Origin of the sequence: Pseudomonas sp. StFLB209 (assembly GCF_000829415.1) — a bacterium.
Taxonomy (GTDB): domain Bacteria; phylum Pseudomonadota; class Gammaproteobacteria; order Pseudomonadales; family Pseudomonadaceae; genus Aquipseudomonas.
Map to the genome: position 1 here is coordinate 380,696 of NZ_AP014637.1, position 26,691 is coordinate 407,386.

The 26,691-nt window shown below is 60.6% G+C and carries 21 protein-coding genes; 5 read left to right on the plus strand and 16 right to left on the minus strand.

Annotated elements, in window-relative coordinates; all coding sequences use genetic code 11:
- Positions 1-22 precede the first annotated feature (22 nt).
- From PSCI_RS01720 to mtnA, 12 genes are all read right to left on the minus strand, one after another.
- On the minus strand, positions 23-1,039 hold the full coding sequence (locus PSCI_RS01720) for an MraY family glycosyltransferase (protein WP_045481992.1): 1,017 nt from the start codon (positions 1,037-1,039) through the stop codon (positions 23-25).
- Positions 1,032-2,009 (minus strand): UDP-glucose 4-epimerase family protein, encoded by a 978-nt coding sequence (locus PSCI_RS01725; protein WP_045481994.1) that lies wholly within the window; start codon positions 2,007-2,009, stop codon positions 1,032-1,034. Before PSCI_RS01725 ends, PSCI_RS01720 begins: the two co-directional genes overlap by 8 nt.
- A 111-nt stretch (positions 2,010-2,120) precedes the next feature.
- Entirely contained in the window at positions 2,121-3,539 is a 1,419-nt protein-coding gene (locus PSCI_RS01730) for an MBL fold metallo-hydrolase (RefSeq protein ID WP_045481995.1), read from the minus strand.
- A 330-nt stretch (positions 3,540-3,869) separates the two neighbouring features.
- Entirely contained in the window at positions 3,870-4,112 is a 243-nt protein-coding gene (locus tag PSCI_RS01735) for a LapA family protein (protein ID WP_045481998.1), read from the minus strand.
- Positions 4,113-4,430, minus strand: a complete 318-nt coding sequence (ihfB, locus tag PSCI_RS01740) for an integration host factor subunit beta (RefSeq protein WP_045482001.1) — start codon at positions 4,428-4,430, stop codon at positions 4,113-4,115.
- Between the two features lie 283 nt (positions 4,431-4,713).
- Positions 4,714-6,399: a 30S ribosomal protein S1 gene (rpsA, locus tag PSCI_RS01745; RefSeq protein WP_045482004.1), complete on the minus strand. Its 1,686-nt coding sequence runs from the start codon at positions 6,397-6,399 to the stop codon at positions 4,714-4,716.
- Positions 6,400-6,522: 123 nt separating this feature from the next.
- Positions 6,523-7,212, minus strand: a complete 690-nt coding sequence (cmk, locus tag PSCI_RS01750; protein WP_045482007.1) for a (d)CMP kinase — start codon at positions 7,210-7,212, stop codon at positions 6,523-6,525.
- Positions 7,209-9,416, minus strand: coding sequence for a bifunctional prephenate dehydrogenase/3-phosphoshikimate 1-carboxyvinyltransferase (locus PSCI_RS01755; RefSeq protein ID WP_045493687.1), 2,208 nt, complete (start codon positions 9,414-9,416; stop codon positions 7,209-7,211). The genes cmk and PSCI_RS01755 overlap by 4 nt, the downstream gene beginning before the upstream one ends.
- A gap of 28 nt (positions 9,417-9,444) precedes the next feature.
- Complete coding sequence (gene pheA, locus PSCI_RS01760; protein ID WP_045482010.1) at positions 9,445-10,539, minus strand: prephenate dehydratase; 1,095 nt, start codon at positions 10,537-10,539, stop codon at positions 9,445-9,447.
- Positions 10,539-11,624, minus strand: coding sequence for a 3-phosphoserine/phosphohydroxythreonine transaminase (gene serC / locus PSCI_RS01765; protein ID WP_045482013.1), 1,086 nt, complete (start codon positions 11,622-11,624; stop codon positions 10,539-10,541). Before serC ends, pheA begins: the two co-directional genes overlap by 1 nt.
- A 190-nt stretch (positions 11,625-11,814) precedes the next feature.
- Positions 11,815-14,445 (minus strand): DNA gyrase subunit A, encoded by a 2,631-nt coding sequence (gene gyrA / locus PSCI_RS01770; protein WP_045482016.1) that lies wholly within the window; start codon positions 14,443-14,445, stop codon positions 11,815-11,817.
- Between the two features lie 305 nt (positions 14,446-14,750).
- Positions 14,751-15,827 (minus strand): S-methyl-5-thioribose-1-phosphate isomerase, encoded by a 1,077-nt coding sequence (mtnA, locus tag PSCI_RS01775; RefSeq protein ID WP_045482019.1) that lies wholly within the window; start codon positions 15,825-15,827, stop codon positions 14,751-14,753.
- 194 nt (positions 15,828-16,021) lie between these two features.
- Between mtnA and PSCI_RS01780 the strand changes: the two genes are divergently transcribed.
- The 5 genes from PSCI_RS01780 (at position 16,022) to PSCI_RS01800 (ending at position 20,712) form a co-directional block, all read left to right on the plus strand.
- Entirely contained in the window at positions 16,022-17,353 is a 1,332-nt protein-coding gene (locus PSCI_RS01780; RefSeq protein ID WP_045482022.1) for a TRZ/ATZ family hydrolase, read from the plus strand.
- 79 nt (positions 17,354-17,432) lie between these two features.
- Positions 17,433-18,131: a bifunctional 2-polyprenyl-6-hydroxyphenol methylase/3-demethylubiquinol 3-O-methyltransferase UbiG gene (gene ubiG, locus PSCI_RS01785; protein ID WP_045482024.1), complete on the plus strand. Its 699-nt coding sequence runs from the start codon at positions 17,433-17,435 to the stop codon at positions 18,129-18,131.
- A gap of 2 nt (positions 18,132-18,133) precedes the next feature.
- Positions 18,134-18,805, plus strand: a complete 672-nt coding sequence (gene mupP, locus PSCI_RS01790) for an N-acetylmuramic acid 6-phosphate phosphatase MupP (protein ID WP_045482027.1) — start codon at positions 18,134-18,136, stop codon at positions 18,803-18,805.
- 29 nt (positions 18,806-18,834) lie between these two features.
- Positions 18,835-19,578: a YciK family oxidoreductase gene (locus tag PSCI_RS01795; RefSeq protein ID WP_045482029.1), complete on the plus strand. Its 744-nt coding sequence runs from the start codon at positions 18,835-18,837 to the stop codon at positions 19,576-19,578.
- Positions 19,579-19,788: 210 nt separating this feature from the next.
- Entirely contained in the window at positions 19,789-20,712 is a 924-nt protein-coding gene (locus PSCI_RS01800; RefSeq protein WP_045482031.1) for a GGDEF domain-containing protein, read from the plus strand.
- Between the two features lie 98 nt (positions 20,713-20,810).
- Here the strand turns inward: PSCI_RS01800 and PSCI_RS01805 are convergent, their stop codons facing one another.
- The 4 genes from PSCI_RS01805 to PSCI_RS01820 all read right to left on the minus strand — a co-directional run bounded on the left by PSCI_RS01805 (position 20,811) and on the right by PSCI_RS01820 (position 26,690).
- The gene (locus PSCI_RS01805; protein ID WP_045482034.1) at positions 20,811-21,596 is read right to left on the minus strand and encodes a TenA family transcriptional regulator; all 786 of its coding nucleotides are present in this window, start codon (positions 21,594-21,596) and stop codon (positions 20,811-20,813) included.
- Between the two features lie 33 nt (positions 21,597-21,629).
- The gene (locus PSCI_RS01810; RefSeq protein WP_045482036.1) at positions 21,630-24,134 is read right to left on the minus strand and encodes an EAL domain-containing protein; all 2,505 of its coding nucleotides are present in this window, start codon (positions 24,132-24,134) and stop codon (positions 21,630-21,632) included.
- Between the two features lie 110 nt (positions 24,135-24,244).
- Positions 24,245-26,065, minus strand: coding sequence for an ABC transporter ATP-binding protein (locus PSCI_RS01815; RefSeq protein WP_045482038.1), 1,821 nt, complete (start codon positions 26,063-26,065; stop codon positions 24,245-24,247).
- Positions 26,058-26,690, minus strand: a complete 633-nt coding sequence (locus PSCI_RS01820; RefSeq protein ID WP_045482040.1) for a DsbA family protein — start codon at positions 26,688-26,690, stop codon at positions 26,058-26,060. Before PSCI_RS01820 ends, PSCI_RS01815 begins: the two co-directional genes overlap by 8 nt.
- Position 26,691 lies beyond the last annotated feature (1 nt).

Sequence of the window (26,691 nt, forward strand, 5' to 3'; positions counted from 1 at the left end):
ACCGCTGGTCCGCGCTGTCAAATCAGCCCCGCTCAACCTGCCCGGCCTTGAATTTCAAGGCCAGCCACACCAATGGCAACCAGCAAAGGACCAGACCTGTCACGCCATCGACCCAGCCTTTGGCCACCAACAGTGCCCAAGGCAATAACCAGACCAGATTGATCACCAGCACCGCCAGGGTTACCGGCAGATGCCGAGCGTAATGACGCGAAGCAAACTGATAGGCATGGCTACGATGCGCTTCATACACTTTCTCGCCGCGCAGCAAACGCCGGATCAGGGTCAAGGTAGCGTCCACCACAAACACGCCGAGCAGGATCAGCCATGCCCAGAACAGTGAAGGCGACACCCAGCCAGCCTGCAAGGACAGTACGCCGAGCACAATGCCCAGAAAACCACTGCCGGCATCGCCCATGAAAATTCGTGCCGGCGGAAAATTCCAGTACAGGAAACCTGCCACTGCAGCCGCCAGCAATGCGGGGACCAGCACCTGATCGCCAGGCCCGGTCAGCGCATAGATCAGACACGCACTGCCACACACAGTTACCGCTTCAATGCTGGCGATACCGTCAATGCCATCCATGAAGTTGTACAGGTTGAGCATCCAGACCAGATAAAACACCGCCAGAACGTTGCCCAGCCAACCCAGCTCCAGTGACCAGCCCAGCAGATGCAGCGGCGCCATACCGCCCAGCCACGCCAGTGCCCAGATCGCTGCGGCAAAATGCCCAAGCAGACGCCAGCGGGCGGCAATGTGCCCGTGGTCGTCCATAAAACCGATAACCGCCACCAGGCCACCGGCCCCGGCCAGGGCCATCAGCAGATCGGCAGGCATGCGTCCTGTCGCGCCTAACCACGAAACCGCCAGCAAGAATGCGATGACAATTGATACTCCGCCGCCACGGGGCGTCGGTATCGAATGCGAACTACGAGCATTGGGAATGTCCATCAGGCTACGAGCCAAGGCATACCTGCGCAGGACTGCAGTCAACAGCAAGGACAACAGCGCAAATCCGAGAACCCACAACCACTCAACCATGCTTTTTATTTTCCAGATAATGATTCGCGGTTTCGCGCAGCGCCTGATCGACACTTACCGGCGGCCGCCAATCCAACAGCGTACAGGTCTGCTCGATGTCGACCTGCAAAGAGCCGCACAGGCGCTGCGAAAACGCCCGCTTGCCCAATAGCGCGGCCAGTGTGCTCAACAACCACATTGGCACTGGCAATAACCTGGCGGGCTTGCCCAATGCCTTGCCAACACGCTTGAGTAATTCAGTGGTCGACAGATCCTGCGCATCACTGACCAGCAAGGTCTGGTTGGCCGCGCCTGGATGTGCCAGGCAAGTCACCAGCAGGTCCACCAGATTCTCCAGCGCCACCAGACTACGCCGGTTGTTTATCGCCCCCAACGGCAGAGGAACACCTTTGTCCAGCCAGCGCATCATGTTCAGAAAGTTGGCCTTGACCCCAGGCCCATAAACCAGCACAGGACGGACGATGACCACCTCCATGCCAGTACGCGCAGCCAGCTCACGCAGTTGCTGCTCGGCGGCCTGCTTTGACACGCCATAGGGATCTTCAGGGCGACCGGGGTCACTGGCCTTGAAAGGCGAGCCAGCCAGCGAGTACTCGCCGTTGACCTTGATCGAGCTGATAAATACGAATCTTCTGACACCTGCGGCAACCGCCTGTTCCGCAAGGTTAAGCGTCGCTGCCACGTTAGCCTGGAAATATTCCGCCTGCGGGTCGACGGCAGACTCGTCGAGTACATGAACTCTGGCGGCGCAGTGCACAACCACATCGATACCTGCGACAAACTCATGCCAGCGGTTATCGGCAGACAGGTCATCGACCATGACCACTTCAACCGCCGGGTCCAGCCCGTGCCCAACCTGACGCACAGCCGCCCGCACGCAGGGCACCTCAAGGGCAACCAGACGCCGTACCAGAGCCCGGCCAACAAATCCTGTCGCGCCCGTTACCGCAACCGCTACAGGCTGGCGCATTCCCTGACTCTCAATATCTGACCTCTGAACACGGAAAAAACACGGATGGGTAATTCCAATAAGCAGCAAGTTTAACATCATGGCAGCCTGGCTGACCGACTGGACGCAGGATCAGCTATCACCGGGAATCAACAACTGCAGCGGCCTGTCGCCGGTCGCATAAAGCTGTTCAAGCGCCTTGCCCAGCGCACGTTTGGCAGGTATTTCGCCGTGCACCAGACGTATTTCTGAGGGCCAACGCTGCATGTCACGCACAAACGCCAACAACCCCGATTGATCGGCGTGCGCGGAGTAACCCGCCACCGTGCTGACCCCTGCCCGGATAGCAAAGCGTTGCCCGTCAAGCGACACCTCACCCTGCCCCGCCGCCTGCTGTATCAGTGAACCCGGCGTGCCCCTGGCCTGATAACCGACAAACAGCACATGGTGACGGGGCTCTTGCAGCATCGCCTTGAGGTAATTGACGATCCGGCCACCCACACACATGCCATGCCCGGCAATCACAATGGCGGGTCGCAACGTACTGCTCAGGTAGTTGACCACTTGCTGGTGCTGCGCGTGGCTGTCGATGGTAATCAACTGCGCGAATGCCAACGGTGCCCGACCCTCTGCCAGTCGTTGCTGCGCATCGTCATCCCAGTGCGCCTTGCATGCCTGATAGACCTGGGTAAAGCGGCTGGCCAGTGGCGAGTCAAGAATCACTGGCAGTTGCTGCCAGTCGATGTGCGCCAGCGCCTGCGGACAATCACCTGCCGGTAACTGCCCAGGCAGCGCCTTGCGCTGCAGAATATCCTCAAGCTCGTACAACAGCTCTTGCGTGCGGCCAATGCTGAATGCCGGCAACAGCACGGTGCCGCCATCAACCAGCGCCTGATCGATGAGCTTTTCGAGGCGCTGCTGACGATTGCCGCGATCCTTATGCAAACGGTCGCCATAGGTGCTCTCAAGCACCAGGATGTCAGCGTACTCAGGTGCACGCAGGTCGCGCAGGATCGGCGTCTGGCAAGCGCCAAGATCGCCGGAAAACACCACCCGTGTTGCGCGCCCGTCCTCCCCATGGCGAACATCACATTCAACATACGCCGAACCGAGGATATGCCCCGCCCTTTGCAGACGCAATCGGCAACATGACAGGGCTGTGCCGGGCAACTCGAACCACTGATCAAAGGCCAAGACCACCAGCTGCCGTTCGAGCTGGCGCAGCAGAGCCTTGTCCGCTACAGCGCAGTGCCTCAACACATCATCGATAACCAGCGGCAACAGCCTGGCGGACGGCTCGGTGCACAGCACAGGCCCACGGTAGCCGGCAGCCAGAAGCGCTGGCAGGCGGCCGACATGGTCGTTGTGAACATGGGTGATCACCAGCGCTTTGATTACGCCCAGATCCATATCAGGCGCTGTCATGCTCAATTCGCCACTGTCCGCACCACAGTCAATCAGCAGGCTTTCATGAGGCGCCATAAACAGCTGGTGACACGACCCCGTAACCCGCTCGATCGCGCCATGGTGAACAATATGCGGGTAATCCATGCAACTTCCTCCAGCAACCTGTTCAGTTCGGGAGGCATTGTGCCTTGGGGAGAGGCACTTTCAAGCCGGGACGGGGATGCCCAGAAAGCCGGATTTTTGCAGCAAGATAGCCGAAGAAGGTCGGATTTAATCCGAAAAAGCTGAAACTCAAGAATTAACCTGAGCATTTAATCGAACATTCGCTCACAAGGTGATGAATATTCCTACAAGCGTAGAGAACATAGGCTACACAATAGCGAGAAAAATATCAGCCAAGCCTGTAGGCAAGCATGGCAGCAGCAGGCACAGCGCCCATAGCCCTGAGCTAAAGGACGTCTGCCGCTATCCCCATCAGGCGGTACGACTGGAGGCCGAACGCTTGGTCCGCAAGCTACCAAACCAGGCCAGCACAGGACCGATCAACATGCCCAGTAACAACGCCAGGATAACAGGCACAGCCAGCGCCAGCTCAGGTGCCGACCAACCGAAGAACACCAGGCCTACAGGCTGACGGTTCTCCAGGACGAACACTGTGGTCACCAGCACCAACAGCAAGACGATGGTTACCGCCAGCACTCGTTTGAAAATACGCATTCACTGATCCTTTTCTACGCTGTAGCCCATCGCCTCTTCTTCCTCATTCACCCGATCACGCAGCTCTTTACCGGGCTTGAAGTGAGGAACGAACTTGCCGTCCAGGCTTACCGACTGGCCGGTCTTCGGATTGCGCCCAACACGGGGAGCACGATAATGCAATGAGAAGCTGCCAAACCCGCGGATCTCGATTCGATCGCCGGTAGCCAGACATTGAGACATTTGTTCAAGCATGGTCTTGATAGCCAACTCGACATCCTTGGATGAGAGAAGACCCTGATGGGTGACAATTCGTTCGATCAACTCCGACTTCGTCATATTTTTCCCTTCTTTTTCAAGCAGCTAGATCAGTGCTTCGAAGGTTTTAGCATGACCGGATGATTTTGAACAGCCTGCATCTTGACTTATGTGCGGCCTGGTTGATACGGCATATTCAGGTGACGAGAGGATGACGCGCGGCAGCTTGCAGCCCGCCTCGCTTTGCGCCAGACCGGATGGATTTGCATCGCGCAACAAGGGCGCCCGGGATGAGTGACGAAATATTTCTTGCGCGCACAAAAAAGGGCGACCGAAGTCGCCCTTTTTCAATGGATCACAGAACTCAGTTCTGCTTTTCCATTTGAGCACGCAGCAGGTCACCGATAGTGGTAGGACCAGTGCTTTCAGTAGCTTCTGGCTTGTTGCGCAGGCTCTGAATGGCTTCTTTCTCGTCTTCGACGTCTTTCGACTTGATCGACAGGTTGATTACGCGGCTCTTGCGGTCAACGCTGATGATCTTGGCTTCGATCTCTTCGCCTTCTTTCAGAACGTTACGCGCGTCTTCAACGCGGTCACGGCTGATTTCGGAAGCTTTCAGAGTCGCTTCGATGTCGTCGGCCAGAACGATGATGGCGCCTTTGGCGTCAACTTCTTTCACGGTACCGCGAACGATCGCGCCCTTGTCATTGACAGTGACGTACTCGGAGAACGGATCGCTTTCCAGTTGCTTGATACCCAGGGAGATGCGCTCACGCTCCGGGTCAACCGACAGGATAACGGTGTCCAGCTCGTCGCCCTTCTTGAAACGACGAACGGCTTCTTCACCGGCTTCGTTCCAGGAGATGTCGGACAGGTGAACCAGACCGTCGATGCCGCCGTCCAGACCAATGAAGATACCGAAATCGGTGATCGACTTGATGGTGCCGGAGATACGGTCGCCCTTGTTGAACTGGCCAGAGAAGTCTTCCCATGGGTTGGACTTGCACTGTTTGATGCCCAGGGAGATACGACGACGCTCTTCGTCGATGTCCAGAACCATGACTTCCACTTCGTCGCCAACCTGAACGACTTTCGACGGGTGGATGTTTTTGTTGGTCCAGTCCATTTCGGAAACGTGCACCAGACCTTCCACGCCTTCTTCCAGCTCTGCGAAGCAGCCGTAGTCGGTCAGGTTGGTAACGCGTGCAGTAACGCGGGTGCTCTCTGGGTAACGAGCCTTGATAGCAACCCATGGGTCTTCGCCCAGTTGCTTCAGACCCAGCGAAACGCGGTTGCGCTCGCGATCGTACTTCAGAACCTTGACATCGATCTCATCGCCAACATTGACGATTTCCGATGGGTGCTTGATACGCTTCCAGGCCATGTCGGTGATGTGCAGCAGGCCATCGACGCCGCCCAGATCCACGAATGCGCCGTAGTCGGTGAGGTTCTTGACGATACCCTTGACTTGCTGGCCTTCCTGCAGGGATTCCAGCAGCGCTTCGCGCTCTGCACTGTTCTCGGCTTCCAGGACACTGCGACGGGAAACGACAACGTTGTTGCGCTTCTGGTCCAGCTTGATGACCTTGAACTCGAGCTCTTTGCCTTCGAGGTGGGTAGTGTCGCGAACCGGACGAACGTCGACCAGCGAGCCCGGCAGGAACGCACGGATGCCGTTGACGTCGACGGTGAAACCGCCCTTGACCTTGCCGTTGATGACGCCCTTGACCACTTCTTCAGCGGCGAAAGCTGCTTCCAGAACAATCCAGCACTCAGCGCGCTTGGCTTTTTCGCGGGACAGCTTGGTTTCGCCAAAGCCGTCTTCGACCGCGTCCAGCGCAACGTGCACTTCGTCACCGACCTTGATGGTCAGCTCGCCAGCGTCGTTGTAGAACTGCTCGAGCGGGATGACGCCCTCGGACTTCAGGCCAGCGTGTACGGTTACCCAGTCGCCGTCGATGTCGACAACGATACCGGTAATGATTGCGCCTGGCTGAAGATTCAGGGTTTTCAGGCTTTCTTCAAAAAGTTCTGCAAAGCTTTCGCTCATTTTAATTCCTGTGTGATCAAGGGCGAAGAATACGCCCATCTGCCACGTTCCAGACCACGTGGGTTTCGTTCATGTAAAAGGAAGCCTGCAGGATGTAGTCTGGTCTCCCGCATGGCTCCTTGATCATCCCGTGATATCGCGCAGGGCGACTTCACTGAGGATGCGTTGCAACACCTGGTCGATTGATAACTCGGTGGAGTCCAGCTGAATGGCGTCGTGCGCCGGCTTGAGCGGGGCTACCGCTCGCTGGGTGTCACGCTCGTCGCGAACACGTATCTCATCTAGCAGACTCGACAGACTAACATCATCACCCTTGGCCTTCAACTGCAGGTAACGACGACGCGCGCGTTCTTCGGCACTGGCGGTCAGGAAAATCTTCAATGGCGCATCGGGAAACACCACGGTCCCCATGTCCCGACCGTCAGCGACCAGACCCGGTTGCTCCTGAAAAGCCCGCTGACGCTGCAACAAAGCGTCCCGCACTGCCGGCAGCGAAGCCACTTGAGACGCGCCACTGCCGACCTGCTCGTTGCGGATCGCATGGGTCACGTCTTCCCCTTCAAGAATGATGCGCTGCTGCTGACCGTTGTCACCGACCTCGAATTGCACATCGAGGTGCGCTGCCAGCAATTTGAGCGCCTCTTCATTGGTCAGGTCGACCCCGTGGTTACTGGCCGCGAAGGCCAGCAAACGGTACAGCGCACCAGAATCGAGCAGACACCAGCCCAACTGGGTCGCCAGCAAACCGGCAATAGTGCCTTTGCCCGAACCACTGGGTCCGTCAATGGTGATGACAGGTGCTTTGATTTTCACGATTGTTCCTCTTGCGCGACGGACATGCCAACCTGGGCGCACAGTGCCAGGAAATTGGGAAAGGATGTCACGACATTGGCACAGTCGCGGATCCGTATGGGCGCCGAGGCCCGCAAAGCGGCAACGCTGAACGCCATCGCAACGCGATGATCGCCACGGGCATCCAGCTCACCGCCCGTAAAAGTACCACCGTCGATAATGATGCCATCGGCGGTTGGCTCGACCTTGATACCCAATACCTGCAAACCGTCTGCCATGATCTGGATCCGGTCACTGTCACGGGCGCGCAACTCCTGGGCACCACGCAACACCGTGCGACCACGCGCGCAGGCTGCCGCGATGAACACCACCGCAAATTCGTCGACGGCCAGCGGTATCAACGCCTCGGGAATCTCGATACCGGTCAGCGGCGCCGAGCGCACCCGCAGATCGGCGACCGGCTCACCGCCAGCCTGACGCGGGTTCTCCAGCTCGATATCGGCCCCCATCAGACGCAGGATATCGATCACACCCGTGCGGGCCGGGTTGAGGCCGACGTGCTCAAGCAGCAACTCGGAACCCTCGGCAATCGAGGCGGCGACCAAAAAGAACGCTGCGCAAGACATATCCGCTGGCACCTCGATGCGCGTGCCGTTCAGCCGATGCCCCGGCTCGATACTCAAGCGCCCCGCGCTGCGCTGGATCGGGTAACCAAACCCTTCCAGCAGCCGCTCGGTATGATCGCGAGTCGGTGTCGGCTCAATAATCGTAGTACGCCCTTGGGCATACAGCCCTGCCAGTAACAAGCAGGACTTGACCTGCGCACTGGCAGTCGGCGCCTCAAAGACCTGCCCGACCAGTTGTCGGCCACCGCGAATGGTCAGCGGCGGACGACCCTCAGCGCCACTCTCGACGACCGCCCCCATGGCCCGCAATGGCTCGGCGACGCGGTTCATGGAACGCCGCGATAACGTGGCATTGCCGGTCAGGGTGCTGTCGAAGCTCTGCGCAGCCAGCAAACCGGCCAGCAGGCGCATCGAGGTCCCGGAGTTACCCAGGTAGATCGCCCCCGGCGCCGACTTCAGACCGTGCAGGCCAACGCCGTGGATCGCCACCCGGCCCTGATGCGGGCCTTCGATAACCACGCCCATGTCACGGAACGCCTGCAGGGTCGCCAGGGCATCTTCACCCTCAAGCAAACCCTCGACCTCGGTAACGCCTTCAGCCAGCGAGCCGAGAATGATCGCCCGGGTGGAAATCGACTTGTCGCCCGGCACTCGCACCCGACCAGCCAGCCGCCCGCCGGGGCTCGCCACAAACGCCAGATCAGCAGCCACCTCAGGTTCGACATAGGCACGCCGGGCAAGAATCTTGCCGAAATGCTCACGCGCCATGCGCGCCCGGGTGAACACACCGAGCAACTGGTGACCATCGCCTGCCTCGACCGCCTCGCGCAGCGCATCCAGATCGCTGCGATAGGTGTCCAGGGTCCGCAGCACCGCTTCGCGGTTGGCCAGGAAGATGTCATGCCACATCACCGGATCACTGCCGGCGATACGGGTAAAGTCGCGAAACCCTCCCGCCGCGTAGCGGAAGATTTCCAGGTTTTCGTTACGCTTGGCCAGCGAGTCAACCAGGTTGAATGCCAGCAGATGCGGCAAGTGACTGGTCGCGGCCAGCACTTCATCATGACGCTCGACGCGCATGTGCTCGACATCCGCGCCCAGTGCAGCCCACAACTGATGCACCACGCTGACCGCGTCCGGATCGGTCTGCGGCAGCGGCGTGAGGATTACCTTGTGGCGACGGAACAGGTCGGCATTCGAGGCTTCGACGCCGCTCTGCTCAGAACCGGCAATCGGATGCCCAGGCACGAATCGCGCCGGCATTGCACCGAATGCTTCTTGCGCGGCACGCACCACATTGCCCTTGGCGCTGCCGACATCGGTGAGGATGGCGTTGCCAAGGTCCAGCGGCGCCAAACGCGCCAGGACCTTCTCCATGCCCAGTATCGGCACCGCCAACTGGATCACGTCGGCGCCCTCACAGGCCTTGGCCAGATCCTCTTCGCAACGGTCCACCACGCCCAACTCGACCGCCAGGCGGCGCGACTGGGCATTGAGGTCAACCCCCACCACCTCGTGGCACAAACCGCTCTGGCGAATACCCTTGGCAAAGGAGCCACCGATCAGACCGAGCCCGACCACCACCAGGCGGCCGATCAGCGGCCCGTTGGATTGCACACTCATGATTTCAGAGCACCGCTTTGGGGTAGGAACCCAGCACTTTGAGCGCTACGGCTTCCTGGCGGATCTGCTCCAGCACGGCCTTGACCAGCGGGTCCTGATGATGCCCGACGAAATCGATGAAGAACACATAGGTCCACTTGCCGCTGCGCGAAGGACGGGTCTCGATGCGGGTCAGGTCCAGGCCGTTTTCATGGAACGGCACCAACAGCTCATGCAGGGCGCCCGGCTTGTTGCTCATCGACACGATGATCGAGGTTTTATCATCACCGGTCGGCGGCACTTCCTGATTGCCGATGATCAGAAAACGCGTGGAGTTGTCTGGACGATCTTCGATCTTTTCTGCCAAACGGGTCAGGCCATACAGGCTAGCCGCCATATCGCCAGCAATCGCTGCCGAATTCCACTCGCTTTTCACCCGCTTGGCGGCATCGGCATTGCTTGCCACCGCCACGCGCTCGACATTCGGGTAGTGCGCATCCAGCCATTTGCGGCACTGGGCCAGGGACTGGGCATGGGAGTAGATGCGGGTGATGCTCTGGGTCTTGGTGCTTTCGCCCACCAGCAGGTGATGGTGGATGCGCAGCTCGACCTCGCCACAGATCACCATGTCATGCTCAAGAAAACTATCGAGCGTGTGGTTGACCGCACCCTCGGTGGAGTTTTCGACCGGCACCACACCAAAGTTCACCGCACCGGCAACCACTTCGCGGAACACTTCGTCGATCGCGGCCATCGGCCGGCTGACCACTGCATGGCCGAAGTGCTTCATGGCCGCTGCCTGGGTGAAGGTGCCCTCAGGACCGAGATAGGCAACATTGAGCGGCTGCTCCAGCGCCAGGCACGAAGACATGACCTCACGGAACAGACGCGCCATTTCTTCGTTGCTCAACGGGCCACGGTTACGCTCCATGACCCGCTTGAGCACCTGAGCTTCACGCTCGGGCCGATAGAACACCGGCGCCTCGCCTTCGGCCAGGGTCGCCATCTTCACCCGCGCCACGTCCTGGGCGCAGCGTGCCCGCTCGCTGATCAGTTCCTGGATCTTCTCGTCGAGTGCGTCGATGCGCACGCGAAGCGCCTTGAGTTCCTGATCGGACATCAACCGTGCTCCTTCTCGAAGTCTTTCATGTAGGCGACCAGCGCATTGACGGCATCCAGGCCCACGGCGTTGTAGATCGAGGCACGCATGCCACCTACCGAGCGATGCCCCTTGAGGTTGAGCAGACCATTGGCCTGGGCACCGACCAGGAACGGTTTGTCCAGGCGGTCGTCAGCCAGGCGGAACGGCACGTTCATCCACGAGCGGTCAGCCTTGTTGATCGGGTTGTTGTACAGCGCGCTGGCATCGATGTAGTCATACAGGGTGCGCTGCTTGAGGTCATTGACCTTGGCCACGGCCTCGACGCCACCCTGCTCCTTGAGCCATTCGAACACCAGCCCGGACAGATACCAGGCCAGGGTCGGCGGCGTGTTGTACATCGAGCCATTGTCAGCCGCGACCTTGTAGTCGAGCATGGTCGGGCACAGGGCGCGGGCACGACCGAGCAGGTCTTCGCGAATGATCACAACAACAATGCCGCTTGGGCCGATGTTTTTCTGCGCGCCGGCGTAGATCATGCCGAACCGCGAGATATCTACCGGACGCGAGAGAATATCCGACGACATGTCGGCAACCAGCGGCACGTCGCCGGTTTCTGGAATCCAGTTGAATTCCAGGCCGCCAATGGTTTCGTTCGGCGCGTAGTGGACGTACGCCGCGTTTTTCGACAGCGTCCACTCTTGCTGAGCAGGAATGGCGAAGTAATCGTAAGGCTTGGCGGTGGCAGCCAGGTTGATCTTGCCGTAGCGGGCCGCTTCTTCCATGGCCTTGTGCGACCAGATACCGGTGTCGACGTAGTCGGCTTCACCGTTTTCCGGCAGCAGGTTCAGGGCAATCTGGGCGAACTGCTGGCTGGCGCCACCTTGCAGGAACAGCACTTTGTAATTGGCGGGAATATGAAGCAGATAGCGAAGATCCTGCTCGGCCTTTTCGGCGATGGACACGAACTCGTCGCTGCGATGGCTCATTTCCATGACCGACAGGCCCTTGCCTTGCCAGTCCAGCAGCTCGGCCTGGGCGCGCAGCAGAACAGCTTCAGGGAGCGCAGCAGGACCTGCGCAGAAGTTAAAGGCTCGCTTGCTCATATCCACTCTCGTCAAATACTTCGGGTCTGTTCACGCTACAGGCAGCCTGCCAGCACAGCGCTGGATGGCCGGCAGGCACCTCAATCCGGGACCGGTGCACAGGCATCACACCTTACTGCACCGCAAAGGCGCAGGGGCAGGCACGCGTTTTCACGAACGAACCTGCCCCCGAGCTATTTACTGCATTGCTTCAGTCTGCGGACTCTTCGTCACCCGCAGCGTCCGCTGGTTGCTCATCATCCGTCTCGCTGGCAGCCGCGTCTTCATCAAGCTCTTCATCTTCGATCTCGGAAGGCTCCTGAACCCGCTCCAGGCCAACCAGAGTTTCATCGCTGGCCAGCTTGATCAGGGTCACACCCTGGGTATTACGGCCCAGGCTGGACACTTCGTCGACCCGGGTACGAACCAGAGTGCCCTGGTCGGAGATCAGCATGATCTCTTCACCGTCGAGCACCTGGATCGCCCCGACCAGACGGCCGTTACGCTCGTTGCTGACCATGGCAATCACGCCCTGGCCGCCACGCTTGTACTCGGGGAACTCGCTGATAGCCGTACGCTTGCCATAACCACGCTCGGAAGCGGTGAGAATCTGGCTGCCCTCTTCCGGGATCAGCATGGAAATCAGCTTCTGCCCTTCAGCCAGACGCATACCGCGCACACCACGAGCGGTACGCCCCATGGCACGCACTTCGTTCTCGTTGAAGCGGGTGACCTTGCCACCGTCAGAGAACAGCATCACTTCGCGACTGCCATCGGTGATCGAGGCGCTGATCAGCACATCGCCTTCATCGAGTTCCAGGGCGATCAGGCCAACACTGCGTTGACGGGCGAACTGCTCCAGCGGCGTCTTCTTCACGGTCCCGTTGGCGGTGGCCATGAAAATGAAGTGGCCGACGGTGTACTCCTCGACCGGCAGCATGGTGGTGATGTACTCACCCTCATCCAGCGGCAGCAGGTTAACCAGCGGACGACCGCGGGCGGCACGCGACGCTTCAGGAATCTCGTAGGTCTTGAGCCAGTACACCTTGCCTTTGCTGGAGAACATCATCAGCGTGGTGTGGCTGTTGGCGACCAGCAGGTGCGCGATGTAGTCCTCATCCTTGATCCCGGTAGCCGACTTGCCCTTACCGCCACGGCGCTGGGCCTGGTAAGCGGTCAACGGCTGGGTCTTGGCGTAGCCACCGTGGGAAATGGTCACCACACGGTCTTCTTCGGTAATCAGGTCGCCCAGGGTCAGGTCGCCAGTCGACTCGATGATCTCGGTGCGGCGCGCATCGCCGTATTCGGCACGGATCAGTTCCAGCTCTTCGCGAATCACTTCCATCAGGCGCGTGGCGCTGTTGAGGATGCGGATCAGCTCGCCGATCTGGTTGAGGATCTCCTGATACTCGCCCAGCAGCTTCTCGTGCTCCAGACCGGTCAGACGGTGCAGACGCAGATCGAGGATCGCCTGGGCCTGTTCCGGCGACAGGAAATACTTGCCATCACGCAGGCCATATTGCGGATCGAGGTTTTCCGGACGGCAGGCATCGGCGCCGGCGCGCTCGACCATTTCCACCACCGCACTGGATTCCCAAGGCGTGCTGATCAGCCCTTCCTTGGCCTCGGCCGGCGACGGCGAAGCCTTGATCAGGGCAATGACCGGGTCGATGTTCGACAGCGCAACCGCCTGGCCTTCAAGGATGTGGCCACGCTCACGCGCCTTGCGCAGTTCGAACACGGTGCGGCGGGTAACCACTTCGCGACGGTGACGAACGAAAGCTTCCAGCAGGTCCTTGAGGTTGAGGATCCGTGGACGACCGTCGATCAGCGCGACAATGTTGATGCCGAAGACGCTTTGCAGTTGGGTCTGGGCGTAGAGGTTGTTGAGCACCACCTCAGGCACTTCGCCACGACGCAGCTCGATGACCACCCGCATGCCGTCCTTGTCGGACTCGTCACGCAGCTCGGTGATGCCTTCGAGGCGTTTTTCCTTGACCAGCTCGGCGATCTTTTCGATCAACCGGGCCTTGTTGAGCTGGTACGGCAGCTCGGTGATGACGATCTGCTGGCGGCCACCGACTTTATCGATGTCTTCGACGATCGAGCGGGCCCGCATGTAGATGCGCCCGCGACCAGTGCGATAAGCCTCAAGAATGCCGGCACGCCCGTTGATTACACCGGCGGTCGGGAAATCCGGGCCGGGGATGTACTGCATCAGTTCGTCGACCGACAGCTCGGGGTTGTCGATCAGCGCCAGGCAACCGTCGATGACTTCACCGAGGTTGTGCGGCGGAATGTTGGTCGCCATGCCCACGGCAATACCGCTGGAACCGTTGACCAGCAGGTTGGGGATCTTGGTCGGCATGACCGCCGGGATCAGCTCGGTGCCGTCGTAGTTGGGCACCCAGTCGACAGTCTCTTTGTGCAGATCGGCCATCAGCTCGTGGGCGAGCTTGGTCATCCGCACTTCGGTGTATCGCATCGCCGCCGCGTTGTCGCCGTCGACCGAACCGAAGTTGCCCTGGCCATCGACCAGCAGGTAGCGCAGCGAGAAAGGCTGGGCCATCCGCACGATGGTGTCGTAGACCGCAGTGTCACCGTGGGGGTGGTACTTACCGATCACGTCACCGACCACACGGGCGGATTTCTTGTACGGTTTGTTCCAGTCGTTGCCCAGTTCACTCATGGCGTACAGCACACGCCGGTGCACGGGCTTCAGGCCATCGCGAGCATCCGGCAGTGCCCGCCCGACAATCACGCTCATGGCGTAATCCAGGTAGGACTGTTTCAGCTCGTCTTCGATATTGACCGGAAGAATTTCTTTGGCCAGTTCACCCATGAGAAGCCTGATTCCTTTTTCTGGTGAAACCCCAACGCCCCCTGCGGAACGATCAAGGCTCGCCGCCCCCGGTTGACACCAGGCGACGACTTACGACAAATCAACGGGTTACGCCATGGATCTGCGCAGTTGGAGGGACTGCGAATAGCGCCCCCGAAAACCGCCGGATGTTAGCACAATCGCCGTCACGCTCACATCCCTTGCAAGCAATGGATGTGAGCCACTTGAGCGCGGCGACGCCGAGAGACGCTCTCAGGCCGCCAGAGAACCACCGACAATCCTGCCTGGCAGGCGACGAACGGCAATCAATGCAGGTGCTTGCGACTCATCAACTGCGCCAGCCGGGCGGTATCGGGCCGTTCGACCACGCCCTTTTCAGTGACAATGGCGTCAATCAGATCCGCCGGGGTGACATCGAACACCGGATTGAACGCGCCGACTCTGGCAGCCAGCGGCTGGCCGCCCACATCCAGCAACTCAAGGCCATCGCGCTCTTCGAGGACGATGCCGTCACCACTGGTGGTGTCCATGTCGATCGACGAACTCGGTGCCACGACCATGAACCGCACGCCGTGATGCATCGCGGCCACCGCCAGTTGATAGGTGCCGATCTTGGCTGCCACATCACCGTTGGCGGTGATCCGGTCAGCACCGACCACCACCCAGGTAATCCCCTTGGTGCGCATCAGATGCGCCGCCGCCGAGTCGGCAATCACACTGACCGGGATGCCTTCGCTGGCCAGCTCCCAGGCGGTCAGCCGCGAGCCTTGTAACCAGGGCCGGGTTTCATCGACATAGACCTGCTCGATCATGCCTTCCAGGTGCGCGGCGCGAATCACCCCCAGCGCCGTACCGAACCCGCCGGTGGCCAGCGCGCCGGCATTGCCGTGGGTCAGCACCGCCTGCAGGTTGCCCTGCTGCTTGCGGATCAGTTCGGCCCCCAGTTGTGCCATGGTCAGGTTGGCATCGCGATCAGAGAGATGAATAGCCGCCGCTTCGGCCGCCAGCACTCGCAACGGGTCGTCATCGGACTTCAGACGTTGCAGGCGCTCTCGCATGCGGTTCAGCGCCCAGGACAGGTTGACCGCCGTGGGCCGCGCGGCGTCCAGCAAGGCGAAGTCGGCGTCCAGCGCCAACTGCCAGTCGCCACCGGCCGCCATCCGCGCCCGCGCCGCGAGCAGCACCCCATAGGCAGCACTGACCCCGATCGCCTGCGCGCCGCGCACCACCATGGCGCTGATCGCGGCCGCCACCGCCTGGACATCATGACAGGCCAGCCAGGCCTCTTCGCGCGGCAATACCCGCTGATCAAGCAAGTACAGGGCGTCTTCCCGCCAATCGATGGCCTTTACTTTTTCCGCAGCCAACAACTGATCGCGCATCGCCCACTCCATCGTCAACAATCCAGAACCTGAATAAAAAAGCGACCGATTATAGCGAGCCGGCCAACCAGACGCTCGGGTATACTTCGCCATTACCAGGCTCAAAGCCCGTGCTGCAAGTGACCCACCACCTTGCCTGACCACCGACTCACGCTGTCGTTGTACACAATCTGAACCAACCCCGGAAGTCTGTCATGCCCACAGCCAGTACACCCGTTGACCTTCTGCTCCTGCCGGACTGGCTGGTGCCGGTCGAACCTGCCGGGGTGGTGCTGAGGGAACATGGCATCGGCATCCGCGACGGCTGCATCGTCTGGATCGGCCCAAGGACCGATGCCCTGCGCCTGTCACCAACAGAAACCCGCGAGCTGCCGGGCATGCTGCTGGCTCCCGGCCTGATCAACGCCCACGGCCACGCGGCGATGACCCTGTTTCGCGGCATGGCTGATGATCTGCCGCTGATGACATGGCTGCAGGAACACATCTGGCCGGCCGAAAGCCGCTGGGTCGATGAAGCATTCGTGCGCGACGGCACCGACCTGGCCATTGCAGAGCAGCTCAAGGGCGGCGTTACTTGTTTTTCGGACATGTACTTCTACCCCAAAGTGGCTGCCGAGCGGGTGCACGACAGCGGCATGCGCGCCCAGATCTGCGTGCCGGTGCTGGATTTTCCGGTGCCCGGCGCACGCAACATCGACGAAGCGCTGCATGTCGGCATCGAACTGTTCAATGACCTGCTCCACCATCCGCGCATCAACGTCGCCTTCGGCCCCCACGCGCCCTACACGGTCAATGACGAGAACCTGGAACGGGTGCGGGTCATCGCCGATGAACTCGACGCCATGATCCATATGCATGTGCACGAGACCGCCTTCGAAGTGCAACAATCGGTCGAGCAGCGCCAGGAGCGTCCACTGGCCCGCCTGCAGCGCCTTGGCCTGCTGGGGCCGCGCTTCCAGGCCGTGCACATGACCCAGATCAGCAACGAAGACCTGGCCTTGCTGGTAGAAAGCAATACCAGTGTCATTCACTGCCCGGAATCGAACCTTAAACTGGCCAGCGGCTTCTGCCCGGTAGAGCGACTCTGGCAAGCCGGGGTCAATGTCGCAGTGGGCACCGATGGCGCGGCGAGCAACAACGATCTGGACCTGCTGGGTGAAACCCGCACCGCCGCCTTGCTGGCCAAGGCCGTCGCCGGCTCGGCCAGCGCTCTGGACGCGCACCGCGCATTGCGCATGGCCACGCTCAACGGCGCCCGTGCCCTGGGTATCGAGCAGCAAACCGGCTCGCTGGAGCTTGGCAAGGCTGCCGACCTGGTGGCGTTCGACCTGTCAGGGCTGGCCGTACAACCGGTCTATGATCCGGTATCACAATTGATCTACGCCAGCGGCCGCGATTGCGTCCGCCACGTATGGGTCGCCGGCAAGCCATTACTGGAAGATCGCCGCCTGACCCGCATGGATGAACAAGCCCTGTGCGCAAGCGCCACGGCATGGGGTCGGCGCATTGCCGACCGCACTCAATGACTGTCCAGCGCCCCCTGACCATCCGTCTGTTGGCGGCTGCCGGACTCCACCGAATTCACATTTTCAAGAGGGACATCCGATGAGCAACGTCGATCGCGCTGAAATCGCCAAATTCGAGGCCCTGGCCCATCGCTGGTGGGACCGCGAAAGTGAGTTCAAACCTCTGCACGACATCAACCCGCTACGGGTCAACTGGATCGACGAGCGGGTCAGCCTGGCCGGCAAGAACGTCCTCGACGTCGGCTGCGGCGGCGGCATCCTCAGCGAGGCCATGGCCTTGCGCGGTGCCACCGTGACCGGTATCGACATGGGCGAAGCGCCGCTGGCGGTGGCCCAGTTGCACCAGCTCGAATCCGGGGTGCAAGTCCAATACCGGCAGATCACTGCCGAAGACCTGGCGCTGGAAATGCCTGAACAGTTCGATGTGGTCACCTGCCTGGAGATGCTCGAACACGTGCCTGACCCGTCCTCGGTGATCACGGCCTGCTGCCGTATGGTCAAACCGGGTGGCCAGGTGTTCTTCTCCACCATCAACCGCAACCCCAAGGCCTACCTGTTCGCCATTGTCGGGGCCGAGTACATCCTCAACATGCTTCCGCGTGGCACCCACGATTTCAAGAAATTCATCCGCCCTTCGGAACTGGGCGCCTGGAGCCGCGCTGCCGGACTGCAGGTCAAGGACATCATCGGCCTGACCTACAACCCGCTGACCAAGCATTACAAGCTGGCCGCCGACGTTGACGTCAACTACATGATCCAGACCGTGAAGGAGGCCTGAGCATGCGCTTGAGAGCGGTCCTGTTCGATATGGATGGCACGTTACTGGACACCGCCCCGGACTTCATCGCCATTTGCCAGGCGATGCTGGCCGAGCGCGGTTTTGCGCCAGTGGACGACAAGCTGATCCGCGACGAAATCTCCGGCGGCGCCAAGGCCATGGTCTCGGCAACCTTCGGCCTGTCGCCCAGCGCTCCGGAATTCGAAGCCCTGCGCCTGGAGTTTCTCGAACGTTACCAACACAACTGCGCAGTGCACAGCCGCCTGTTCGACGGCATGGCCGAGTTGCTTGCCGACATCGAAAAAGCCGGGCTGATCTGGGGCGTGGTGACCAACAAGCCGGTGCGCTTCGCCGCACCGATCATGGAGCAACTGGGCCTGGCGCAGCGCTCGGCACTGTTGATCTGCCCGGATCATGTGACCCACAGCAAACCGCATCCCGAGCCACTGATCCTGGCCTGCAGCCGCCTGGACCTGGATCCTGCCAGCGTGCTGTTCGTCGGCGACGACCTGCGCGACATCGAGTCGGGCCGCGATGCCGGCACCCGCACGGCCGCCGTGCGCTATGGCTACATTCACCCCAACGACAACCCGAACCATTGGGGCGCCGATGTGGTAGTGGATCATCCGCTGCAGTTGCGCCAGGTCCTCGATAACGCTCTGTGCAGCTGCTGAGCACTGCCCGACTCCAAGGAAGACTGACAATGTTCGACTATTGCGCCCGCCCCGAGCTACTCAAAGGCCGGGTCATTCTGGTCACCGGTGCCGGCCGCGGTATCGGTGCTGCCGCAGCACGCAGCTACGCCGCCCACGGTGCGACGGTGCTGTTGCTGGGCAAGACCGAAGCCAACCTCAGCCAGGTCTACGACCAGATCGAAGCAGCCGGCCATCCGCGCCCGGCGGTGATCCCGTTCAATCTGGAGACCGCCCTGCCACATCAGTACGACGAACTGGCAGCGATGCTCGAAGCCGAATTCGGCCAGCTTGACGGCCTGTTGCACAATGCCTCGATCATTGGCCCGCGCACGCCGCTGGAACAGCTGTCGGGTGAAAACTTCATGCGCGTGATGCACATCAACGTCAACGCCATGTTCATGCTTACCCAGGCGCTGCTGCCGTTGCTCAAGCAATCGAGTGACGCCTCGGTGGTCTTCACCTCCAGCAGCGTCGGACGCAAGGGCCGTGCTTACTGGGGCGCCTACGGCGTGTCGAAGTTTGCCACCGAAGGGCTGATGCAGACCCTGGCCGATGAACTGGACGGTGTGGCGGCGGTCCGTGCCAACAGCGTCAACCCCGGCGCGACCCGCACTGACATGCGCGCCCAGGCCTATCCTGCCGAGAATCCCCTCGACAACCCCACTCCCGAACAGATCATGCCGGTGTACCTGTACCTGATGGGGCCGGACAGCGCTGGCATCAACGGCCAGGCGTTCAACGCCCAAAAATGATGTGCAAGGCGTCACATGCGGCGGCAAAACGACGCATAGTGACGCCGAAATCTGTTAAAACATGCCCCTGCGTCAAGCCGCTGCCGCTATCTTGGGCGCCATCTCATCTGTAAGACGTTGTTTTTTCTAGCATTCAGGATGAATGAACCGATTGGCATGCATTTCGCTCTAACCAAACCAGCCTCAAGGAATGTGCTGAGGAGTGAATAGATGAGTTCTCCACCCCGGATCGACCCAGTAGTCATTGATACCAGCAGCGTGCCGCGCCCATCCGCGCGCCCTCGCCTGTCAGTTCAGGAACACCCTGTGGACATGCGTCAACTGGGTTATCAACTGGCTCAGCAACTGCAGACCAGCCTGGAGGCCGACCGCATCCTGGAGATGTTCTGCAAGGGGCTGACCCAGGCCGGGCTGCTCGATGGCCTCACTTACAGCCATGCCGCCAGTGACCTGCAACTGTCGTTCGGCGACTGCACCCCACCTGCCACCCGTTACGATCTCAGCCATGCTGGCGAGCCGCTCGGGCAACTGGAACTGCATCACCGCCATCCGTTGGGTGCTGCGCTGGGCGATGACCTGCAAGCGCTGGTCAGCTGCCTTCTCTACCCTTTGCGCAATGCCTTGCTGTACCGGATGGCGATCAAAAGCGCGTTGCGTGATCCGCTGACCGATACAGGCAATCGTGTTGCGATGGATCAGGTTCTGACCCGGGAGGTGGATGACTCGCGGCGTTATCGCCAGCCGCTGTCGTTGCTGATGCTGGATATCGACCATTTCAAGCAGATCAATGACACCCATGGGCACGTCAATGGTGACCAGGTACTCAAAAGTGTGGCGCAGACGCTCAAGCAGCAAGTGCGCAATGTCGACCGGGTGTTTCGCTACGGCGGCGAGGAGTTCGTGATCATTCTGGCAAACACTGATCGCGAGGCCGCGGCGATGATTGGCGAACGTTTGCGCCAGACGGTGGAGGCGCTGGAGGTCGTTGGTCTGGATGGCCTGCGGCCAAGTATCAGCCTGGGCTGCGCGACATTATTGCCGGCCGAATCGGTCGACAGCTTGCTGCGCCGGGCTGACAGTGCGCTGTATGCGGCCAAGCGTGAAGGCCGCAACCGGATGATGATGGCGGGCTGAGCCCGCCACAGGAGCGGCGTTAGCCACGATACATTGCGTGTTTCGAATGTTCTTCGCGGATAAATCCGCTCCCGCACATCCCCACCCGACCCGTATCTTTACGCAGGTTCGGCGAGCAGTTCACGTACCGGCTTACTGCTGCGTTCAAGTTGCATACAGCGTTCCAGAAACAGGTACATGTAGTCGTAGCTGCGGGTAATGGCCTGACGCAATTCATATTGCTGCGCTTCGCTGGCATGGTTGCCGATCAGGGTGCAGATGATTTCCAGCGCTTCCCATGGATGGGCGTCGTCGTACTGGGCGTGCATCTTCAGCCATTTCATGGCCCGTTTGCGGGATTCATCCGGGAAGGCTTCGGCGTAGGTGCCGGTGGAGCACACCAGGGCAGCCCATTCGCCGGTAGCGCCCTCGATAGCATAGTTGGTCGCCGCCATGGCCACTGCCAGGCTGTCGCTGGTGCAGCTCTGCGAGCACCAGTGGCTCAACGCATGCAGCTCAGGCGCAACGCGCTGCGCCTTGAGGTCGCTGAGGCTGACGTCGTGGGCCTCGCACCAGTTGACCCAATAATCAGCGTGATTAAGTTCGACGCGAATATTGCGCATTAGCCAGCGGCGCGCCATGTCTTCACCGGGATGACGGCCAAAACGGGTCTTGATCAGGTTCTGCGCCATGTACACCGAAAACTGCTCCACCACCGGCCAACCGCCAATCAGGTAATGGCGCATGACCGTAGGGCTCAGGCGTGCGTCACGCATCCGCTGGTACAGCTCATGCCCGACCACGCGAGCCTTGGCGCCACTGCAATCGTTGATCAATTGCTGTGCCCAACCCGGGTAACTGCCCGGTTCCATGAGTGGGCCAGTTCGGACAAAAGTGTCGATCATTGTATAACTCCATTTATTCGCACCTCACGGGTGCTACGTTTCGATCCTGCCCCGGCAGAGCGAAACCTCCTCCCCCCATGCCGGAGCCATCCTTTCCCGTGCTGGCTGCACGCCACGCCGCACGGGCTCCTTATAAAGACTTTCACGAGTCAATAATTCGGGGCGACCGATCAGGTAACCCTGCGCAAAATCCACGCCCATTTCCTGCAGAACCGCTTCGATCAAAGGCGTCTCGACATATTCGGCAATGGTCCGCTTACCCATCACATGGCCAATGTGGTTGATGACCTCCACCATCGAGCGATTAACCGCGTTGTCGAGCATGTCCTTGACGAAACTGCCATCAATCTTGAGAAAGTCCACCGGCAAATGCTTGAGGTAGGCAAACGACGACATGCCCGCACAAAAATCGTCAAGCGAGAACTGGCATCCCAATGCCTTGAGTTCGTTGATGAACACGATCGCACTGCCCAGATCGGCGATTGCCGTGGTTTCGGTGATTTCAAAGCAGATGGTCTGCGGCGCCACGGCGTACTGGCTGAACTGCTCCTTGAGGTAGCCCAGAAAGGCCGTGTCGCCAATACTGGCACCGGACAGATTGATAGCACATAACACCCTGGGCTCGGCATGCTGTTCGTCGCTCCGGCACTCGGCAATCAGTTTGAACACGCTACGCACCACCCAGCGATCCAGCGAGGTCATCAGGCCAAAGCGCTCTGCAGCAGGGATAAAGCGATCCGGAACCACGATGTTGCCGGACTCGTCACGCAGACGCAGGAGAATCTCGATGTGCCGTACCGGGTCGCCATCATCACCGAGCGGGGCAATTTCCTGAGCGTACAGACAGAAACGGTTTTCTTCCAGCGCACGATGCAGGCGCTGAATCCAGGCCATCTCGCCAGAGCGCAGCGACAACTCCAAATCATTGGGGTGATACAGCTGGATACGGTTGCGGCCCTTTTCCTTGGCCATATAACACGCCAGGTCGGCGGCGCGCAGGGCATCCTCCAGGCTGATCTGAGCCGCGCCGATCAGTACCACACCGATGCTCACAGTGGTCACCAGCGCGCGGCCTTTCCAGACAAAATGCAGGTTCTCCACTACGCTGCGCAGCCCTTCAGCGACGCCCTGCACTGAATCGGCCGGGCAATCGTGCAGCAAAATGCCAAACTCGTCGCCGCCCAGCCGCGCCAGGGTGTCACCCTCACGCAAGCCTTGCGGCAGCACCGTGCACAGGTGTCGTAACAGGGCATCACCGGCCGCATGTCCGTAGTTGTCATTGATCAGCTTGAACTGGTCCAGATCGAGCAACATCAGCACTCGCTCGAGCTCTTGCGCCACCGGCTGTTCAAGCAGTTGCTCAAGCCGATATTCGAACTCGCTGCGGTTGACCAGCCCGGTCAAAGGGTCATGAGCGGCGTGCCAGGAAAGATTGGCGATGTATTGGCGCTCCTGGGTCAGATCGTGCAGCACCAATACCGCGCCGCTGATCTGGCCGTCGGTGAGAATCGGCGCACCGACCAGAGAAACCGCAACAGTGCTGCCGTCCAGGCGCTGGATCAGTTTGCAATGCAACGCGCCGCTCTTGAATTGACCGCCGAGGACATGCTCGATCAGCGTGGCACTCTCGCGCCGGGCATGCTCGTCCAGCAGGTTGAACAGCGCTGCCAGCGGCGTGCCGGCCGCCTGGTCACTCTGCCAGTGGGTCAGTTGCTCGGCGGCCGGGTTCAGGTACAGGATATTGCCTTGCACATCCGTGGTAATGACCCCGTCAACAATTGACTCCAGCGTAACCTGGGCGCGTTTTCTTTCGCGTTGCAAGTCATCGGCAATCGCCCGGCGCAGCACCAACAGGTTGTGGGTGCGCAGCAAGGCCAGCGCAATCAGGATCAGGGCCGTCAGCAGATTGATGACGATCAGCACCCGCAATAACGATCGAGACCCCTGCCCCAGCGCCTCACTGAAGGCCATGGCCGCCGGGGTGATACGGGCATTGAGCTGCTCGATTCGCTCGCGCCATTGCGCCACGGTCTGCGCATCAGGCTGCCCTTGAGCGATGTGCTGGCGCATGCTGCTCGCCAGCTCATCAAGCTCGGCCAGATAAGCATCGCCCTGCAACCACCAATGCAACGCTTGCTGCATGGCCCCGATGTCACGGAAATGGCGATACAGCCAGATGATGCGTGCGACATCTTCAGGATGATTGCCGCCTTGTAGAACACCCGCACGCGCCGCGGCGAGATCAGGTTCAGGGAGATCGAGCGCCTCGCGCAGCTTGCGCCCGCCCTCAGGGATGGCAATCGCCTGGCGATACCTGAGGTAGTCGTGCGGGTCATGGCTCAAGGCATACAGGTCCAGATAACGGACCGCGTCCTTCTGGCCTTTGGACCAGAGGCTTTCACCACCGACATAGCTGCGCATGGCCGACATCATGTACAGGCTGAAGCAGCCGAGCAGCGCCTGAAACAGCACCACGACAATAAAAGGCCATACGATGCCCAGCAAACGCGGTCGGGCAAGAGTCCGTGCGGGCTTCATGAAGTTCGTTTCACCGATTGCCTGACTGATGATCCTCAGCCAAGCCTAGGCCAAATCCATGATCGCGGCAGGGCGATTGGCGACAATTGCCAGAAATGCTGCAACGCGTCTCAAACCTGCTGCAGATGCCCGTACAACCGAGCATACAAACCGCCGTCAGCGATCAGTTGCTGATGGTCGCCGTCTTCGGCAATGCGCCCGCCATCGAACACCAGCACCCGGTCAGCCTGCTTCACGGCGGACAGGCGGTGGGCAATGATCAGCGTGGTCCGGCTTTGTAGAAAGCGGCCCAGAGCCTGGTGCAGGCTGTACTCGGTCGCAGCATCCAGCGCCGAGGTGGCCTCATCAAGAATCACCACCTGCGGCTCAGAGAGGATCATCCGCGCAATCGCCAGGCGTTGCCGCTGGCCGCCGGAAAGCCGTACCCCGGAACGTCCAACCACGGTATCGAGCCCCTGCGGCATGCTGCGCACGGTGGCGTCCAGTTGCGCGATCTGCAACGCCTGCCAGCAAGCCTCATCACTGCGATCGCGTCCCATGGTCAGGTTGGCGCGGACACTGTCGTTGAACAGTGCCGGATGCTGCAACACCACTGCGACGCGCTCACGCAACCGCTCAAGGCCGATCTCCTGCTGGGTTGCACCGCCAAACCGGATGCTGCCGGCATCAGCTGTGTACAAGCCCAGTAACAACTGCACCAGGGTGCTCTTGCCGCCTCCGCTGGCGCCCACGATGGCGACCTTTTCACCGGGCGCAATCGACAGATTCACCTGATCCAGGACCCGCTCGGCGCCGTAACCGAAACTCAGGCCACACACTTCAATGCCCACTGTCTGCCGGCCGGCAAACGGGTCGGCGTGGCCGGGATAACGCGGTTCATCGGCCCGCGCCAGCAGTTCGTTGATACGGCTCAGCGCGCCGCCAGCGGCGTACCAGGCGTATTGCAGGTTAAGCAACTGCTCCACCGGGCCGATCATGAACCACAGGTAGCTGAACACCGCCAGCATCTGACCGATGGACAGATCAGAGAACAGCACAGTGAGCATCGCCGCCGCACGAAACAGATCGATACCGAACTGGAACAACAGCGCACTGGCGCGCCCTGAGGCATCGCTTTTCCATTGTGAATTGACCGCGTAGTCACGCACCTCGCGGGCACGCAGGCCAAGCCGGCCCAGGAAAAAGCCCTGGTGATTGCCGGCACGAACCTCCTGTATCGCCTCAAGGGTCTCGCTCAAGGCTTCGCTGAAGCGTGCGGTGCTGTCGTTTTCCAGTTTTTTAAGGTGTTTGACCCGCTTGCCCAGCCGTACGGTGGCGAAGATCACCAACGGGTTGAACAGCAAAATCAACAGCGCCAGCTTCCAGTGCATCCACATCAGGACGGCAGCCGTGCCGGTCAGGGTCAGCATCGCTACCAGAAAGCGGCTGAGGGTATCGCCGACGAACTTGTCCAGCGTGTCCAGATCAGTGACCAGATGGGTGGTCACCGTCCCGCCGCCGAGACTCTCGTATTCACGCAGGGCGATACGCTTGAGGCGCTCGATCAAACGCAAGCGAATGCGATAGACAATGTCTTTGGACAAGCGGGCAAACAACCGCGCCTGCAACACGTTGAACAGCAGCGCCCCCAGACGCAGCAGCAGGGTCGCCAGCAGCATCAGGCCGATATAGCCCACCGCCTGGTGCAGGCTTTCAGGCAGCAGCCGGTCCATGAAGCGCAACGCCGTATCGCCATGGCCCAATAGCACTTCATCGACCAGCAGCGGCAACAGCAAGGGAATCGGCACACTGCACAGGGTGGCCATGATCGCCACGCCATTGGCCGTCCATAACGCCTTTTTGTGGCGCAACACCAGCGCGCGAATATCCGCCCAGCTCAGCCGATCGGTCGTGGTGGAAGTTGCCGCCGTGTCGCCGGGTGTATCAGGCACTGGCAGCGCGCTCCAGCCAGCGGGCCAGCAATGGCGCCAGGGCGTCCACGGGCTGGTAGCCGTTGGTCAGCAACGCCAGTTGGCCGTTACGTTCGGCCAGCAAAGTCGGAAAGCCGGCAATCCCCAGCCCCTGAACCCAGGCAAAATCCGCCGCCGTGGCGCTTTTGAGTTCGGCGCTGTCGAACAGCTCGGCAAACTGCAGGCGATCCAGCCCCGCCTGCTCGGCCAGCTCGGCCAACAGTGAACCTTGAGTCACGTCGCGGCCTGCGGCATAAAACGCTGCCTGAATCAGGCCCACCAATCGCCAGGCCGCCTGCGGGTCGAGCTGTCGTGCGGTGACCACCGCCCGGCACACCGGGGTGGTGTCATAGACAAAACCTTCAGGCAAAGCCGCGTCGAACAGAAACGGCTGGCCGGTGGTCTGCTGCACCGACTGCCAGTGATCAAGGATGTAGCGCCGGGTGGAAGGGTCCAGCGGCGCATCGTTGGCGCGCAGTCCGCCCATCACCAGGTGCAGTTGCACACCGCTGTCCTGTGCCTGGCGCACCAGAGCCTCGGCGACCGGAGCGAAGCCCCAGCACCATGAACAAAGCGGGTCCATCACATACACCAGACGAGCGGACATG

What these genes read in the sequence shown, in the direction of transcription:
- PSCI_RS01730 (WP_045481995.1), bottom strand. Translation starts at nt 3,539, where the DNA reads ATGGATTACCCGCATATTGTTCACCATGGCGCGATCGAGCGGGTTACG.
- PSCI_RS01725 (WP_045481994.1), bottom strand. Translation starts at nt 2,009, where the DNA reads ATGCGCCAGCCTGTAGCGGTTGCGGTAACGGGCGCGACAGGATTTGTT.
- ubiG (WP_045482024.1), top strand. Translation starts at nt 17,433, where the DNA reads ATGAGCAACGTCGATCGCGCTGAAATCGCCAAATTCGAGGCCCTGGCC.
- pheA (WP_045482010.1), bottom strand. Translation starts at nt 10,539, where the DNA reads ATGTCCGATCAGGAACTCAAGGCGCTTCGCGTGCGCATCGACGCACTC.
- PSCI_RS01810 (WP_045482036.1), bottom strand. Translation starts at nt 24,134, where the DNA reads ATGAAGCCCGCACGGACTCTTGCCCGACCGCGTTTGCTGGGCATCGTA.
- PSCI_RS01805 (WP_045482034.1), bottom strand. Translation starts at nt 21,596, where the DNA reads ATGATCGACACTTTTGTCCGAACTGGCCCACTCATGGAACCGGGCAGT.
- ihfB (WP_045482001.1), bottom strand. Translation starts at nt 4,430, where the DNA reads ATGACGAAGTCGGAGTTGATCGAACGAATTGTCACCCATCAGGGTCTT.
- PSCI_RS01820 (WP_045482040.1), bottom strand. Translation starts at nt 26,690, where the DNA reads ATGTCCGCTCGTCTGGTGTATGTGATGGACCCGCTTTGTTCATGGTGC.
- mtnA (WP_045482019.1), bottom strand. Translation starts at nt 15,827, where the DNA reads ATGCGCGATCAGTTGTTGGCTGCGGAAAAAGTAAAGGCCATCGATTGG.
- gyrA (WP_045482016.1), bottom strand. Translation starts at nt 14,445, where the DNA reads ATGGGTGAACTGGCCAAAGAAATTCTTCCGGTCAATATCGAAGACGAG.
- mupP (WP_045482027.1), top strand. Translation starts at nt 18,134, where the DNA reads ATGCGCTTGAGAGCGGTCCTGTTCGATATGGATGGCACGTTACTGGAC.
- serC (WP_045482013.1), bottom strand. Translation starts at nt 11,624, where the DNA reads ATGAGCAAGCGAGCCTTTAACTTCTGCGCAGGTCCTGCTGCGCTCCCT.
- PSCI_RS01780 (WP_045482022.1), top strand. Translation starts at nt 16,022, where the DNA reads ATGCCCACAGCCAGTACACCCGTTGACCTTCTGCTCCTGCCGGACTGG.
- PSCI_RS01800 (WP_045482031.1), top strand. Translation starts at nt 19,789, where the DNA reads ATGAGTTCTCCACCCCGGATCGACCCAGTAGTCATTGATACCAGCAGC.
- PSCI_RS01735 (WP_045481998.1), bottom strand. Translation starts at nt 4,112, where the DNA reads ATGCGTATTTTCAAACGAGTGCTGGCGGTAACCATCGTCTTGCTGTTG.
- PSCI_RS01720 (WP_045481992.1), bottom strand. Translation starts at nt 1,039, where the DNA reads ATGGTTGAGTGGTTGTGGGTTCTCGGATTTGCGCTGTTGTCCTTGCTG.
- rpsA (WP_045482004.1), bottom strand. Translation starts at nt 6,399, where the DNA reads ATGAGCGAAAGCTTTGCAGAACTTTTTGAAGAAAGCCTGAAAACCCTG.
- PSCI_RS01795 (WP_045482029.1), top strand. Translation starts at nt 18,835, where the DNA reads ATGTTCGACTATTGCGCCCGCCCCGAGCTACTCAAAGGCCGGGTCATT.